At 57.5% G+C, this 13,800-nt stretch carries 12 protein-coding genes and 2 pseudogenes; 4 read left to right on the top strand and 10 right to left on the bottom strand.

Going from position 1 to position 13,800, the window contains the following annotated elements:
• Positions 1-47: 47 nt before the first annotated feature.
• Positions 48-275 (bottom strand): hypothetical protein, encoded by a 228-nt coding sequence (locus HFO71_RS27085; RefSeq protein WP_221988635.1) that lies wholly within the window; start codon positions 273-275, stop codon positions 48-50.
• Between the two features lie 976 nt (positions 276-1,251).
• A complete protein-coding gene (locus HFO71_RS27080; protein ID WP_221988634.1) occupies positions 1,252-1,857 on the bottom strand; it encodes a hypothetical protein in 606 nt (201 codons plus the stop codon).
• 390 nt (positions 1,858-2,247) lie between these two features.
• Between HFO71_RS27080 and HFO71_RS36585 the strand changes: the two are divergent.
• A pseudogene (locus tag HFO71_RS36585) lies at positions 2,248-2,371 on the top strand (DUF983 domain-containing protein); the annotation flags it as partial.
• A gap of 3 nt (positions 2,372-2,374) precedes the next feature.
• On the opposite strand, the pseudogene HFO71_RS36490 reads toward HFO71_RS36585, so the two are convergent.
• The 3 genes and pseudogenes from HFO71_RS36490 to HFO71_RS27065 all read right to left on the bottom strand — a co-directional run.
• A pseudogene (locus tag HFO71_RS36490) lies at positions 2,375-2,632 on the bottom strand (hypothetical protein); the annotation flags it as partial.
• Positions 2,633-3,205: 573 nt separating this feature from the next.
• The gene (locus HFO71_RS27070; protein ID WP_020053042.1) at positions 3,206-3,640 is read right to left on the bottom strand and encodes a hypothetical protein; all 435 of its coding nucleotides are present in this window, start codon (positions 3,638-3,640) and stop codon (positions 3,206-3,208) included.
• A 291-nt stretch (positions 3,641-3,931) separates the two neighbouring features.
• The gene (locus HFO71_RS27065) at positions 3,932-4,231 is read right to left on the bottom strand and encodes a hypothetical protein (protein ID WP_025397805.1); all 300 of its coding nucleotides are present in this window, start codon (positions 4,229-4,231) and stop codon (positions 3,932-3,934) included.
• Positions 4,232-4,481: 250 nt separating this feature from the next.
• Between HFO71_RS27065 and HFO71_RS27060 the strand changes: the two genes are divergently transcribed.
• The 3 genes from HFO71_RS27060 to HFO71_RS27050 all read left to right on the top strand — a co-directional run bounded on the left by HFO71_RS27060 (position 4,482) and on the right by HFO71_RS27050 (position 7,898).
• The gene (locus tag HFO71_RS27060) at positions 4,482-5,396 is read left to right on the top strand and encodes a hypothetical protein (RefSeq protein WP_221988744.1); all 915 of its coding nucleotides are present in this window, start codon (positions 4,482-4,484) and stop codon (positions 5,394-5,396) included.
• Between the two features lie 82 nt (positions 5,397-5,478).
• Entirely contained in the window at positions 5,479-5,877 is a 399-nt protein-coding gene (locus HFO71_RS27055) for a hypothetical protein (RefSeq protein ID WP_245006991.1), read from the top strand.
• Positions 5,878-5,879: 2 nt separating this feature from the next.
• Positions 5,880-7,898, top strand: a complete 2,019-nt coding sequence (locus HFO71_RS27050; protein ID WP_245006996.1) for a hypothetical protein — start codon at positions 5,880-5,882, stop codon at positions 7,896-7,898.
• A gap of 103 nt (positions 7,899-8,001) precedes the next feature.
• Here HFO71_RS27050 and HFO71_RS27045 read toward each other — a convergent pair whose 3' ends face one another.
• From HFO71_RS27045 to HFO71_RS27025, 5 genes are all read right to left on the bottom strand, one after another.
• Positions 8,002-8,814, bottom strand: coding sequence for an ABC transporter ATP-binding protein (locus HFO71_RS27045; protein ID WP_221988631.1), 813 nt, complete (start codon positions 8,812-8,814; stop codon positions 8,002-8,004).
• Positions 8,811-9,800, bottom strand: a complete 990-nt coding sequence (locus HFO71_RS27040) for an ABC transporter ATP-binding protein (protein WP_077980212.1) — start codon at positions 9,798-9,800, stop codon at positions 8,811-8,813. The genes HFO71_RS27045 and HFO71_RS27040 overlap by 4 nt, the downstream gene beginning before the upstream one ends.
• Before the next feature lies 1 nt (position 9,801).
• Positions 9,802-10,659, bottom strand: a complete 858-nt coding sequence (locus HFO71_RS27035; protein WP_131640760.1) for an ABC transporter permease — start codon at positions 10,657-10,659, stop codon at positions 9,802-9,804.
• Positions 10,660-10,662: 3 nt separating this feature from the next.
• The gene (locus HFO71_RS27030) at positions 10,663-11,667 is read right to left on the bottom strand and encodes an ABC transporter permease (RefSeq protein ID WP_025397817.1); all 1,005 of its coding nucleotides are present in this window, start codon (positions 11,665-11,667) and stop codon (positions 10,663-10,665) included.
• Positions 11,668-11,780: 113 nt separating this feature from the next.
• The gene (locus tag HFO71_RS27025; protein WP_131640762.1) at positions 11,781-13,685 is read right to left on the bottom strand and encodes an ABC transporter substrate-binding protein; all 1,905 of its coding nucleotides are present in this window, start codon (positions 13,683-13,685) and stop codon (positions 11,781-11,783) included.
• Positions 13,686-13,800: the final 115 nt, after the last annotated feature.

The following is a 13,800-nucleotide window of genomic DNA, read 5'->3' as shown; positions in this document are numbered from 1 at the left end:
AAGGGTGCCCTCTGTCAGGCCCCTCGTTCGCTTGCCCGGTGAACGGTTCACTCGGCGGCTTGCCGGAGAGGGTATTCTTCTGGGAGCTCCGCCAGAGCGATGATCTCGAAGTCTGCGGGCATAGCGTGCTGATCGGTTCCCAGGAGCGCCAGCGTCCAATAGTCAGAATCCTCCCCGAAGACCGTGGAGACCCGAACGATCGTCGGTCGTCCGTCGAAATATTTCGAGGACTTCGCCCAGTAAAATGCATCCGGAACCAAACTCGCTGCAATCATGACGCCTACTCCCGTGACCTGTGGATGATAGCGGAAAACCTGGAAATGAGAATGCCTCAGCTTGTCCAGGTCGTCATCGGGTGGATAATGATCACCCGTCGATCTACCCGGCTTCCAATTCCTCGCACGACGACCTTCCAGCGCAGAGACGCGGCACTGCTCCGAAGCCGCCGTTCGTCGTCGGGCAGAACCTTCAAATGGGCGGCTCGACTTTGCTGCCATCCAGTCCGGCTAGTCCGCTCATTCAGGCGGTGTCTGGCGGTTCCGAGGCACTGACGGAGGTTCGAAGCGCGACTAGAGTCGTTGCGGTTGTAGCTTGGTGATGCGACGCAGCTCCTTTGGAAGCTCCCTGCTGATCGAGAGCCACACCTGAATAGAAATCCGATTCCACACTGCGCATCTACGGTAAGGGCCGCCGTTTGCCGCCGGCGCTGACGTCACGTACTGGCGCTGACCCGCGTGCATCCCCTTTGCCTCGGGCGCCGCTTATCAAGCGTCATCCCTGCGAATGGTCGATAGCTATGCTGCAGATGGATATATGCTCTGACGACGGCAGTCTGGCTGCCTCGGAACTTTTGATCTCGCCATTCTGTTCAGACCGTTGAATGGAGGAGCTGACCATGTCCAAAGAGAATAATGCCCCATCACAGGGCGGCAATCTTAGAGAGCAGCCTGTCAATCGCCCTGACCGTAAGGAAGCGCCACCAGAGACTGACGATCACAAACCCCCGGCTCGAGATACGAGGGAGGCACCGGTGCCCAACCCAAACGGCGAGCCTGTCGACAAACCTTAGCAACTGCCGGACCCTCGTGAAGCAACTTTAGCGGGTTCGTTGTCTGGAACAACTACGATCCAACCGTCTCGCGATGCCATCACCGATATCGCACGTTATTGGCACGGCCGGAGGCGGTCGCTCAGCGTTCATGAAATTGATGCGAAGCTGCTGTCTTACTGGCAGTCTGACCTCACGATCAATCAGTTGCCCCAGCCAATTTGGAACCGATCAAATCGAACCTCGCTCAACGGCTGGTTGGAGGGGCCTAGCCTTACCGAACGAAGAACGAGACGAAGCTCGGGGGAATAGTATTGTTCAAAAATAATCGGAGGCAATCCCGTCAGTTCGAGACGGCTGTTGACGGCCCAAACTTTGTAGGAACAAGACGCGATAGCTTCTTCTCCCCAGCCGTCGAACCTAATAATAGTAGCGCCCAAAACGGATTTTTGGCCATTGATGAAAAGCTTAGTCTCGGATTGCCAGTTCTTCTTCTGTGGTAGATCGTCTAACGCAATCGCATTCGTGTATTTCAGCTCATGCGTCCCGCTGGCACTAACTCTCTTTTCGACGAGCAAGGGGTGCAAATATACAGCCGACACCGGCTGCAGTGAACGGTTACGTTCCATCAGCCGTTGTTCGGTGAGACCCGGACCGTCCGCCTTGTAGAACGCGGAAAAGAAAGGCACTTCTCTGGTAAGCAGCACGCCCTGTTTGGTTTCTTTAGCGCTCAAGCAATTGCCAGAGGCGGGCGCCGCCAATGTTAGTCCAACCAACAGGGACGACAAACTTCTCAGCAAGATCGACATTCCAGATATCCCTCATCGAGACTGTGATGCTTTTGGCCTGACCCGATGTCACAACGACAGCATGACAAGTTCGCACCTCAGCTATGAGTATGCACGGCGCGACTTTGTCGCTGTGGAGCCGCCCGTGGCAAAATACCTTCGCTTGATACCGAGCAAGGCCGCTTTCGTCCACGGAATCGGGATCTCAAGAGGGTCCCGCTGCCGCTTAACAAACGCGAGAAGCCCTCATCCATGCCGCCGACGAAGCTGGCATTTCGTTGATCACCGTTGTTCACTGAGTTTCGCAGCCGACGATGAAATGAGCTCAGGGGCGTGCCGCCTCCTTCCTCTTGCCGATCGCCTTCGCATACGCTGCCTTGATCTCCTCAAAGCGGGCTCGCTTTAACTGGTATCAAAGGGCGTTGCCCACGTTGCCAGCGCCGACATCTGTTCAATGGCCTCCTATTACTCCTTCGCGGACCCGGCGGCCGGGCAGGCATTCTTCGCCATGAGCATCGTCGCGGTTCCCGCGCTGGGGTCACCCGATCTGCCAACGCGATGCAGTACCTGCGGTCCGTGGGTGGTAAACGCGGTGAGGTCGCGTCGGAGCCGTGACCGAGTCACGTAACGGGCGGAACTGGTGGCGCAGGATTTCGCCGCCGGCATCCATGAACACTACGCGTTGCGCGAGCTTGCGGGCAAAGCCCATTTCGTGGGTCACCATCGTCATGCCTTCCTCCGCGACAGCGACCGACATCGGATCGAGCGCCGAGGTTGGTTCGTCGTAAACAGCCAGGCTGTGTTTCTAAAGCGGTCGAAACACCCTCGATGGGCTAGTAACCGCCTATCTCACCGCGTACTGGGCCTATCCCCTGCGGCTGTGCATAGGTTGTGTTGTCCGATCCGCTAGTTGCGCATCCTGAGAGTGTCATGAAGACGATTGCTGCTGCGGCCAAAATGTTCTTCAGAGGCACGGCGTTCTCCGATCATGGCAGGCTGCCCAGGCCTCAAGGGCCACGCCGGGGATTTTCCGTTAAATCACCTATAATGGCAAGTGCGTGGTTAGCTGGCGCTAAGTAGCGATACGGCCTCTTCAAGCCTCTCCCTGACTGGATAGTCGCTCGGCGAGGCATCTTTCCCCAGCACGCTGACATAGATGTGGGTGCTGCTGGTGAACGCCCTGACCCAGGTCCTTAGGGGCGTGGTCGGCCAGCGCAGAAAACCTGGTTCCTGCTGACCAGCAGGAACCAACCGCTTCAGAAATCTGCCCCCTCAAAATGTCAGCGATAGTCGATGCCGCAGGAGCAACGACCCGACGGGGATCGATGCATCCCCGAGTAGCACGTCAGATAGTGGCCTGTGGCCTCAATCAGGCAAACCACGCACGAAGCTGAGCGAAAAACCCGTCTGGTTTGGAACCTGACATCTTCCGCAAACGGCGAGCGACGACTGCCGCGCTGACGCGTTCACCGAAATGGCAGAAGCACACAAGATCATGCAATTGCTCATCGCTGAGTTCGAAGAACCGCTTGGCCTCTCCATAGCTGTCATTTTCCATTCCTGCCGCCCGCAGCATGGGATCAGCGAATGCAACGGAGATCGGGGTGCCGTCATCCCTGAGAGCAAGCCGATCGGCAATCGGTTGATATTCGGTTTCGTGAAGTGTCTTGAGAAACGGTCTCGGGCTGTGTTCGAGACTTTCGGCCCACCGTTCAAGCCGTTCGCGCCGGGTCATTTCAAGGCGCTTGCAGGTCGGGCTGACCGTTGCGATGCTTTTCAACTGGTCTAATGCGTACTGTTCCATTTCGGCCTCCTATCTCCGGAAAAATAGATGGTCCGCCTCCCGATAACAGCGTCGCTCAGGTCGCAGCCGATGTCCAATCACGATTGAAAACGGCGCTCGCTGACGTTTGCGTAATCACTGCAGGCGCCTTTGATTGCGGGCTGGCTCTTTCTCATAAAGTTTCTCCGCCATGTCATACCAAGGCAACCAGGCAGGGTTCGGTATGAGGCGACTTCGTCGCGCCGCACTCGTGGCCGACGACAACTGGACCTGTTCGCTGAGGCAGGAACCAATGCTACTGTGCGCGATCTCTTAAATCCCCGACCCGTAGAGTTCCTGGTCATCGTCGCCTTCCCAAGGGGAGGGCATCGAGGTGCGATTGGCCGAGGGCATCGGCATCCAACACTTCAATTCCGGCTCGGCATATTCGATGATGTGCCCGGGCGAGGAATCAGAGGCGCGCCAGCCTTCACCGGCGAACTGATCGCCATTCGACCAATAGGCGAGATCAACTTCCGCCGGCCCCTGTTCGGACGGGCGAATCGTGACGAGGATCCGGCTACCGTCTCTCGGTGCGCTTGCCATGTCGCGCCAGCGATCTGTGTCGTCCATCGTTTTCCTCCTGCCTCGCCGCAGCTTGCAAGTGTCGCCTCGCCATCGGAAACGGTCAATTGAAACTTTGCGGAACCATCCTCGTCGACGCCTCCGGCATCCAACGCCGACCTTCCGAGGATTCGCGCGTGTGGAATATTCTAGACTATAAGGAGCTTCGGTTGTATTCGCGGGTGCTCGAATAACCAATTGATTGTGCCGCCGTCAGATGTAAGGATAGTCAGCATATTCGCAGGGGGGTACATAATTGGTGACGAATGCAGTTCAGGTTTGGAACCCTGACGACTGGGAATTATTTTCTTTAAATCTGCTTCAACATCGGCACGGCGCTTTAAACGTGCATAAAATCCCCGCCGCACATCAAGGCGACTTTGGGATCGATTATTACTGCACCAAAGAGGCAGTCGCGTATCAATGTTATGCGGTTGAAGAGCCAATAGATATTTCGACGCGTGCTGATAGGCAGAAAAACAAGATCACCAGAGATTTAGCAAAGATCGTCGCGAATGAGGTCGAAATAAAGAAACTCTTCAACGACGTTAAAATCAGACACTGGATCCTACTGTCACCCCTGCACGACAGCAAAGACGTCAACATTCATTGCTCGAAAAAGACCAAAGATATGCGCAATAAAAAATGTAGCGCATTAGATGACGTGTTTGAAGTTGCCATTCACGACTTAACGCTCTTTCCCGCAGCGGTGATCGCAAACGGCCTCACGTCGATATCTAGCGTCAAGCTTTCCGTTCCTGCCCCTTCAACGGAGGAGGTGGCGGCCTGGACCGTGGGCTCGTCCAATTTGCTGGCCAACGCTCATCATAAACTTCTGAAGCGCACGTCTGCCGAGAACGTCGGCGAGGCTGTTGCCGATGCAACGTTAGCATTCCTGCAAGGAAATGCTTTGCTCGACGCATTGCGCAGTGGATCGCCGGACCTTCATGAGAAAGTGACTGTCGCCATCAAGAGCCGAGCGCGGCGCCTTCAGTTCGCCGGCCCACAGGGCGGACAAAGTGCCGGCGGCATTTTACATGCGGAATTAGACTCGTTGATCTCAGCTGTCCTATCGGCCGCGCCAAACCTTTCAAACGAAAACGCAGAGCAAATCGCGTACGGTGCGATCTCGGAGTGGATTATGCGTTGCCCATTGGACTTCCCAAATGCCTGACGGGTCTGCATTCCGAAATGCGGTTCAGCGCGGGACGTTTACTTACACGCCGAGACCAGACCCTGTGCCCGCCGATTTGAGAATGTCGTGGGGTCTCGCAATTCTCTTGCTGGCGCTTCTTTACAGCAAGGGCAAGAAATCGAATTTTCAAAAACTACAGTTTCTTGCCCATTCGGTACGTCTCCCTGAAGGAAGAGAAGAGGTTCGAGGTCTACTTGCAGGGCAGTATCGGCCGTCTGATGTATCGGTGCGGGTCGAGCCGTCTCTAAATCGGGCCGTATCACTGGCCTATGGGTTGAAGCTGGTAAAGATCGATCGTGGCGTTTCCGTCACGTTGACGGATAGCGGGAAAACTACCGCGGAGACCATAGCTAAGACGGGCGATTTGCTTGAGGAGGAACTTCAATTTTTACGCGAGGTCGCACCGCGAATGACCGATAATCTCATGAAGCGCGTATGGCGGTTGGAGGACTTGCTTTGACCATGAGGTTTAGACACCTTCGCCTGCGAGCGGTGACGTCTGACGGAACGTATGGTGCTGACGTCGAATTCGGCGACGGTCTGACGGTGCTATGGGCAGACAACACTAAGGGTAAATCGACGTGCATGCAGGGGATGCTCTACGCGCTTGGCTTAGAAAAGATGTTGAGCCCGCGCAGAGAAATTCCTTTGCCTCACGCGATGACGTCTTACTTGAATCGGGATGACGGCCAGCGCGTCGATGTAGTCGAGTCCAGGGTCTCGCTAGAGATTGCAAATGGCAAAGGGCAGATCATAACAGTTCATAGGGCCGTTAAGGCGCCTACCGACAGCAGATTGATAAGTGTCGATTTTGGCGCGGCTCTCACGGATGGATCCAAGCCACTTCGGACCCAGAATTTCTTTGTCCTTGATGGCGGTGCAGCACAACGCGAAGATGGCTTCCATTATTTTCTCGAGCAGTTTTTGGGCTGGGAACTGCCGCAGGTACGTCGATACGACTCGCCGGAGACCAAACTGTATCTTGAAACGGTATTCCCGCTCTTTTGGGTGGAGCAGAAATACGGATGGTCTGCGATCCCGGCTGCAATACCGACCTACATGCGAATCCGCGAAGTTCATAAGAGGGCGGTAGAGTTCCTTCTGGATCTTGATGTGCATAAACTTGAGATGCAGCGGGAGCGGTTGTCTGAGCGTATAACGGCGAACGCCAAGGACTGGTCAGCGGTGCACGAGGAACTAAATCGCTTCGCGTCTCGAAATGGAGGCCGAACTGTTGCGCTTACGGAAAAGCCTGTTGCGGACGGTGAAACTCTGGACCGTGCTCATTTAGAAATGGCTGACGGACTTGACTGGGTACCACTTTCGACAATGGTGGCGCGGTATCGAGCAATCGCCGCGGAACTAAGCGCTGTTTCCGTGCCAGAGGTTAGCGAGCAGGCGGTTGAGGTGTCACGGCGTCTGGACCGGCTAACGGCGGAGGTTGACCGCCTCAATGCCGAAAGAATTCGAGTTCATGGGATCCGACAGTTGAAGGCGGCGGACATGCTTTCGCTACAGAGGCGTATCGATACGCTCGCGGACGACCTCGCAAAAAACTTGGACGTGCAGAAGCTGCAGCGATACTCTGGTATTTCGGCAGTCCTTACCCCGGATCGTTGTCCAACCTGTGAGCAGGCCCTGATCGACACGTTACTTTCCCAAGACGCACTGTCCGCTGTGATGCCGATCGCCGACAATATTGAGTATATTCGCTCGCAAAAGAAGATGTTCGAGGATATCCTCGGACGCGAGGCTGCCGATGACGATGGCAGAGCCGACCAAGTTGGTGCAATCAACCGCGAACTCGCTGATCACTACGCACAAATTAGATCCCTTCGTTCTGAGTTAATTGCTCCCGGATCAAATCCATCGGCGGCCGCCATCGAAGATCGTATCCGTGCGGAGGCGAAGGTTCGCGACCTAGAGGCACTCCAGACAGTCTTTGAAGATGCGATCGACAGGTTGGCATCGATCCAAAAGGAATATGCTTCGCTCTTACTCGAGCAAGCAAATCTTCCGAAGGATAAACTCTCCGCTACCGACCAAGCCAAACTAGATCGCCTCACAGAGTTGCTCCAGTCGCAAGCAGCCGAGTTTGGGTTCAGTACCTTTTCGGCGAGCGAGCTAGAGATTTCTGCTGATAGTTACAGACCGGAAAAAGAAGGCTTTGAAATCGGATTTGAGACGTCAGCAAGCGACGCAATTCGGTTGAAGTGGGCGTATCAGCTTAGCTTACTCGAACTCGCTTCTGGCTCCGAGACCAACCATCCAGAGCTGCTCATTTTCGACGAGCCTCGGCAGCAATCCTCGTCAAAGGTCAGCTTCGAAAGCTTGCTCAGGCGGGCATCGAAGGCACAGGATCGCGGACAGCAGGTGATATTCTCGACTAGCGAAGACTTGGAAAATCTCCGCCAAATTACGAGTTCGATGGAATGCCACGAAGAGATATTCAAAGGCTATATCCTGCAAAAGGTCGGGTAAATGATTGTCAGCGTTGCCTCACCAAATCGCAACGGCATGGGCCGTTTTCGACCACATTTGCCGTTCAGCAGGACAACTGGAACGATTGCCATCTTCCCCGCCCTTACGTCGCCGCACTAAAATCCGCCGCCAGCACCGCCTCCTTGAGCGCCCGCGAATACTCATGCTGCGGATCGTCCAAAACGGCCCGGGCCTGTCCTCGCTCGACGATCTCACCTTTGCGCATGATGATGATGTTGTCGCTGATATAATAGGCGGTGGCGAGGTCGTGGGTGATGTAGACGATGGAAAGACCGAGCTCGTTTTTCAGGCGGCCAAAGAGATTGACGATGGCCATGCGCAACGATGCGTCGACCATGGAGACCGGTTCGTCTGCCACCAGCAGGCGGGGTTGCGGGATCAGCGCGCGGGCGATGGCGACGCGCTGGAGCTGGCCGCCGGACAATTCATGGGGAAACCGGCCTTTCACCTCTTCAAGGGTCAGGCCGACATGGACGAGGGCGGCATCGGCCATCTTCTCCGCCTGCTGCTTGTCCGGCCGGTTTCCCGAGAACGAAAAATTGCGGGCGGTCTCGAAGAGATAACGATCGACACGTTTCAGCGGATTGAAGGCTTCGAAGGGGTTCTGCAGAACCGGCTGGACCTCTTTCATGAAAGCCTTGCGCTCGGATCGGCTATGAATGGCGACGGTCTTGCCGCTGAATTGAAGCTCTCCTTCGGTTGGTTCGGTCTGCCCGAGGATCATCGCCGCGATCGTCGATTTTCCCGATCCAGATTCGCCGACGATCGAGAGGATCTCCGGCTCCGCTCCCAGTTCGAAGCTGACGTCCTTGACCGCCGTGATCAGACGCCGGCCAAGCATGCCGCCCTGGCGGTAAACTTTGGTGACATGCGAGAGGCTAAGAAGAGCGCTCAAACCGGATCTCCCGTAACGGCAAAACACGCCACCCGCCGCCCCGGCTCGACGGTGACGAGCGGCGGAACCTTCTGCGAGCAGATCTCCATGCGCTTCGGACAGCGCGGGTGGAACCGGCAGCCTTCCGGCGGCATGGCGAGGTTGGGGGGGCGGCCCTCGAGCGAAGGGCGGGCCGTCGCATCGCCGATCCGCGGCAGGCTGCCGACGAGGTGCTGCGTATAGGGGTGGAGCGGTTTGCTGAAGAGCTTGGGGGTCGGCGCTTCCTCGACAAGACGCCCGGCATAGACGATGCCGATGCGGTCGGAGACCGTCGCGTGAACCCCCATATCATGGGTGACGAACAGGAAGGACGAGCCCATCTCGCGCTGGATTTCGCGGATCATCGACAGCACGTCGCGCTGAACGATGACGTCGAGCGCGGTCGTCGGTTCGTCGGCGATGATGAATTCGGGCGTCAGGATGGTGGCCAGCGCAATGGTCATGCGCTGGCGCATGCCGCCGGAGAGTTCGTGGGGATAGGCGTCGAGCAGATGCGGATCGAGCTTCAGCCGCTGCAGATGGGTGGCGACCCTTTCGAAAAACACCGGGCCGCTGACCTTCATGTGGCGAAAGGCGAAATCGGTGAAGGAATGCCGGATCCGGCGCACCGGATTGAGCACATTCATCGAGCCCTGCATGATATAGGACAGATGCTTCCAGCGCAGCGCCAGCCGATCCTCCGGCTTCATCGCGTAGATATCCTGGGTGCCGCCGTCGAAATGGAATGTCACTTTACCGGACACGACCCGCAGCGGCGGCCGGATTGCGCCGGCGATGGTCTTGATCAGGGTGGTCTTGCCGCTGCTCGATTCACCGGCGACGCCGTAGACCTCACCGCGGGCGATGGTCAGGCTGATATCGTCGACAGCACGCACCTCGCGATCGACGCCAAAGAGGAAGGCACGGTAATAGGCTTTCAGATTCTCAATTTCGACCAAAGGATCCATACTAACTTCCCATCCGGTTCAGCCGGCTGCGCGGATCATTGTATTCGTTCATCGACATGGACAGCAGGAAGAGCGCCAGGAAGAGGACGACGATGACGGCGACGGGGGCGGCCACCCACCACCATATGCCTGATATCAGCGCCGAATGGGCATTGGCCCAATAGATCATCATGCCCATGGTCGGCGTCTCGATATCTGTGAAGCCGAGCACCGACAGGGTGATCTCCATGCCGATCGACCAGATCATGTTGTTCATCGTGGTGGCAAAGACGATCGGCAGAACATAGGGCAGGTGCTCCTCGACGAGGATCTTGCGCATGCTCATGCCGGAATAGACGCTCTGGGTGGTGAAGGATCTGGTCTTCAGGCTGATCGCCACCGAGCGGATGAGGCGCGCGTCATAGGACCAGCCGAGCGAGGCCATGATGAGGATCAGCGCCGTCCAGGTCATGCTGTCCTTCAGCACAAAATAGAACAGGATCAGCAGCGGAAATTGCGGGATGACCATGACGCTGTCGTTGATGGCCATCAGCACCCGGTCGACCGCGCCGCCGGCATAACCGGCGACGAGGCCGACGACCAGCGAGATGATGCGTGAAATGACGGCGACGCCGATGCCGAAAAACAGGGTGTTCCTGAGCGCGGTCGTCAGCTGCCAGAAAACGTCCTGGCCGCGCGACGTCGTGCCGAGCCAATATTCGCCGTCCGGCGGCATATCGGGCGGCAGAAGATAGATGTCGGTCGCGCTGTAAGGCGAGAAATAGGACACCACTATCAATGCGACGATGACGGCAAAGAGCAGCAGGCCGCTGAGGAATTCCATATTCTGGCGCGCGAGGTCGCGGACGATCGTAAACATGCTCTATTCCACCTTGATGCGCGGGTCGATCAGCGGGCTCAGAATGTCGATGATGAACACCGCGGCGGCAACGCCGACGATCGACAATGCGCTGAGGCCGAGCACCAGGCTGTAATCGCCGGCATGCACTGCTTCGATCAGCAGGTTGCCGATGCCCGGATAACCGAAGACGATTTCGGTGATGACCGTGCCGTTGAAGATCGCGCCGAGCGACATGGCAAGCCCGGTGAACTGCGGCACCATGGCATTGCGGGCGATATAGGAGCGCAGGATCTTCCGCTTCGGAACGCCGCCGAGCTCGGCGAAGACGACGTAATCCTCGGTGATGATGTTGGAAACGAGCGCGCGCATGCCGATCAGCCAGCTGCCGGCGCCGACCAGGATCAGCGACAAGGCCGGCAGGATCGAGTGTTTCAGGATATCGAAGACCAGCGCAAAGGAGAGGTCCAGATTGGCGTTCATCTCGTAGCCGCCATTGATCGGCAGCACCGGCCAGAGATAGCCGAAGACAATCAGAAGCACGAAGGCCAGAATGTAATAGGGAATGGGAAGCAGGGCGATGAAGACGAGGCTGACGGCTTTCAGCACCATGTCCTTGCGGTAATAGCCGGCGAGTGCGCCGAGCGCATTGCCGAGCACGAAGGTGATGAGGGTCGACACCGTCATCAGCCCGATAGTCCAGGGCAGGGACCGCAGGATGATGGTGGAAACGGGTGTGGGAAAGGCCGAGAGCGAGGGACCGAGATCACCTGTCGCAAGCCGAAGCCAGAAATTCAGATATTGCTGCCAGATCGAGCCCTCCATGCCGTAAAGCTCGCGAAGCGACTGGCGCATCAGCTCGATCGCATTGGGATCGGACTGCCCCATCTGGGTGATGGCGCCTATGCTTTCTTCGACCGGATCGATCGGGGTCAGGTGGGTGACGAAGAACGTGATGGTCACGCCAAGAAATACGACAAGCAGAAACTGACCGAACCGCTTCAGCACAAAGATCAGATAGGACGTCATAGGGCGGTGGTTCCTCTCTGGTTCCCTTCATCAAGTGGAAAGGATCGACGGACATGCCACATGCCCGTCGATTAGGGGGCCGGCGCGCAACACTCGCGCCGGCGTTGGGAGGATTATTTCGGTTGTGCCGGCTTCAGCTTGACCATCATCAGCCTGGAGTTGGCCCAATTCGGCACCGGATCGGTATAGGGATCGGATATCGTCGGATAACCGGTCCAATAGGTCGTATCCATCGAGGTGAAGACGTTATACGACATCAGCGGGATCGTCGGCATTTCGCGGGCGACCAGCTTCAGATAATCCTTGCCGAGCTCGACGCCCTTCGGATCGTCGGCGCTGATGCCGCGGATGCTTTCGATGATCTTGTCGAGCTCCGGATTGCTCCAGCGCTGCCAGTTGCGCGGCGGCTGGTTCTCACCCTTCTTGGCCACGAACTGCGAATGCCAGCTATCGAGGAAGAACGACAGGTCGGGATCGCCGCCCCAGGTTTCGACGCTCCAGGCGATCGCCACCTGGAAATCGCCGGGCTGTAGCGCCGTCTGCCAAAGTTTCGCGGCCGGCACGGCTTTGGCGTCGATGCCGAAGGCCGCCCATTGCTGTGCAATCAGCGTCCCGGCGCGGGTGAAGACCGAGCGCGTGTCGCCTTCCACCGTCATCCGGATCTTGAAGGGCTGTCCATCAGGTGTCAGCCATTTGCCGCCGGATTTCTTGAAGCCTGCCTTCTCCAGCAGTTCGCCGGCAGCCTTCGGATCCGGTTTCCACCAGCCATAGCCGAACGCACCGCTGATTGCCTCAGGATCGCTCGGGATCTGGTCCTTGAACTTCGGCTGCTTGCGCAGGATATCGGCGATCTGTTGCCCGACCGTCGGGTCATAAGGCTTGATCTTGCTCTTGCCGGTATCGATCTCGAAATTCTTCAGCCAATCCTGCATCGGCGCCTGATAGTCCTTCATCGTGGCCGCCGTCGGCGGCACGCCGAGCGCCGAAAGCGTCGCCGCCCCGCGATAGCTCGCCATATCCACCGCCTTGATGTCGATCAGCAGGGCAAGCGCCCAGCGTACATCGGCGTTGTCGAAGGGCGGATTCTGGGTGTTGAAGATCACGGCCGGAAGCGTCGGGTCCGGATGGGCGAAGGGGAAGCCCGGGAACCATGTCTCGACCGTCTTAGATTTTTCCTTCAACGTGAACATGCCCTCAGGCGTGTTGTCGTGAATGATATCGAGATTGTGCTCGAGCTGGGCGATCGTGCGCTTATCCGGCGGGCCGGGATCGGTGTAGGTTACGTATTTCGGGGCCGGCTCGCCGAAGCGGGCAAGCGAGGTCCGCTGCCAGTCGTCACGCTTCTCCCAGGTATACCACTTGCCCTGGGGGTCGTAGGACTTGAGCTTGTAGGCGCCGAGCGAGACGGGATTGGCGAAATCATAACGAAGCGGATCTTCGACTTTCTCGAAGACATGCTTGGGCATGATCCAGGCGCCGTTCCAGCGAACGGTGAAGATGGCATGGAAGCGCGAGTTAGGCTTCTTCAGCTTGAACACCACCGTCTGGGGGTCGGTTGCCTCGACGCTTGCCACCTGCACCGAGAAGGCAGCACTCCAGACCATGCCGGGGTGATCCATCTGCGTCTTGACGGTATAGACCACGTCGTCTGCCGTGAACTCCACGCCGTCGCTCCAGAAGAGCCCCTTGCGCAGTTTCACGGTCATCTCGGTGAAGTCGGCATTATATTGCGGCTTGTCGGCGGCGAGCGAATTATCCCAGGTCGCGCCGCCAAGTCCTTGTTCGGGGTCGATATACCAGAGCGTATCCATGGTCAGCTGCTGCAGGCCGGTCGATACGCCGCCGCCGCCATTGACCCAGATGTTGAACCAGCCGGGATTTTTAATCGTCCCTTCCGGATTTTCGACGATGAGCGTCTCCTTGCGCGGCAAGGAGGTGTATTCTTGGGCTCCGGCCACTGCGGTCAGGCCGAACGTGGCCAGCACGAAGCCGAATGCAAACCTCTTCCACTTTTGCATGAACTCCTCCCTTGAAAGCGATAATGCCGCGGCCGCAAAGGCACGCATGGGCATGTCGCGGTTGTCGGTTCGCAGAGGCATCAGGACCTGAAAGTCCAGAGCCTCGGTGAACCAT

Source organism: Rhizobium laguerreae (assembly GCF_019778565.1).
GTDB classification, from domain to species: Bacteria; Pseudomonadota; Alphaproteobacteria; order Rhizobiales; family Rhizobiaceae; genus Rhizobium; species Rhizobium laguerreae.
Note: the sequence above shows the minus strand (reverse complement) of the source record. Positions and strands in the feature narration are given on the sequence as shown.

Coding starts and splice junctions, on each gene's coding strand:
- HFO71_RS27030 (WP_025397817.1), bottom strand. CDS start 11,667: ATGACGTCCTATCTGATCTTTGTGCTGAAGCGGTTCGGTCAGTTTCTG.
- HFO71_RS27050 (WP_245006996.1), top strand. CDS start 5,880: ATGAGGTTTAGACACCTTCGCCTGCGAGCGGTGACGTCTGACGGAACG.
- HFO71_RS27035 (WP_131640760.1), bottom strand. CDS start 10,659: ATGTTTACGATCGTCCGCGACCTCGCGCGCCAGAATATGGAATTCCTC.
- HFO71_RS27065 (WP_025397805.1), bottom strand. CDS start 4,231: ATGGACGACACAGATCGCTGGCGCGACATGGCAAGCGCACCGAGAGAC.
- HFO71_RS27040 (WP_077980212.1), bottom strand. CDS start 9,800: ATGGATCCTTTGGTCGAAATTGAGAATCTGAAAGCCTATTACCGTGCC.
- HFO71_RS27025 (WP_131640762.1), bottom strand. CDS start 13,685: ATGCAAAAGTGGAAGAGGTTTGCATTCGGCTTCGTGCTGGCCACGTTC.
- HFO71_RS27080 (WP_221988634.1), bottom strand. CDS start 1,857: ATGTCGATCTTGCTGAGAAGTTTGTCGTCCCTGTTGGTTGGACTAACA.
- HFO71_RS27055 (WP_245006991.1), top strand. CDS start 5,479: ATGTCGTGGGGTCTCGCAATTCTCTTGCTGGCGCTTCTTTACAGCAAG.
- HFO71_RS27070 (WP_020053042.1), bottom strand. CDS start 3,640: ATGGAACAGTACGCATTAGACCAGTTGAAAAGCATCGCAACGGTCAGC.
- HFO71_RS27085 (WP_221988635.1), bottom strand. CDS start 275: ATGATTGCAGCGAGTTTGGTTCCGGATGCATTTTACTGGGCGAAGTCC.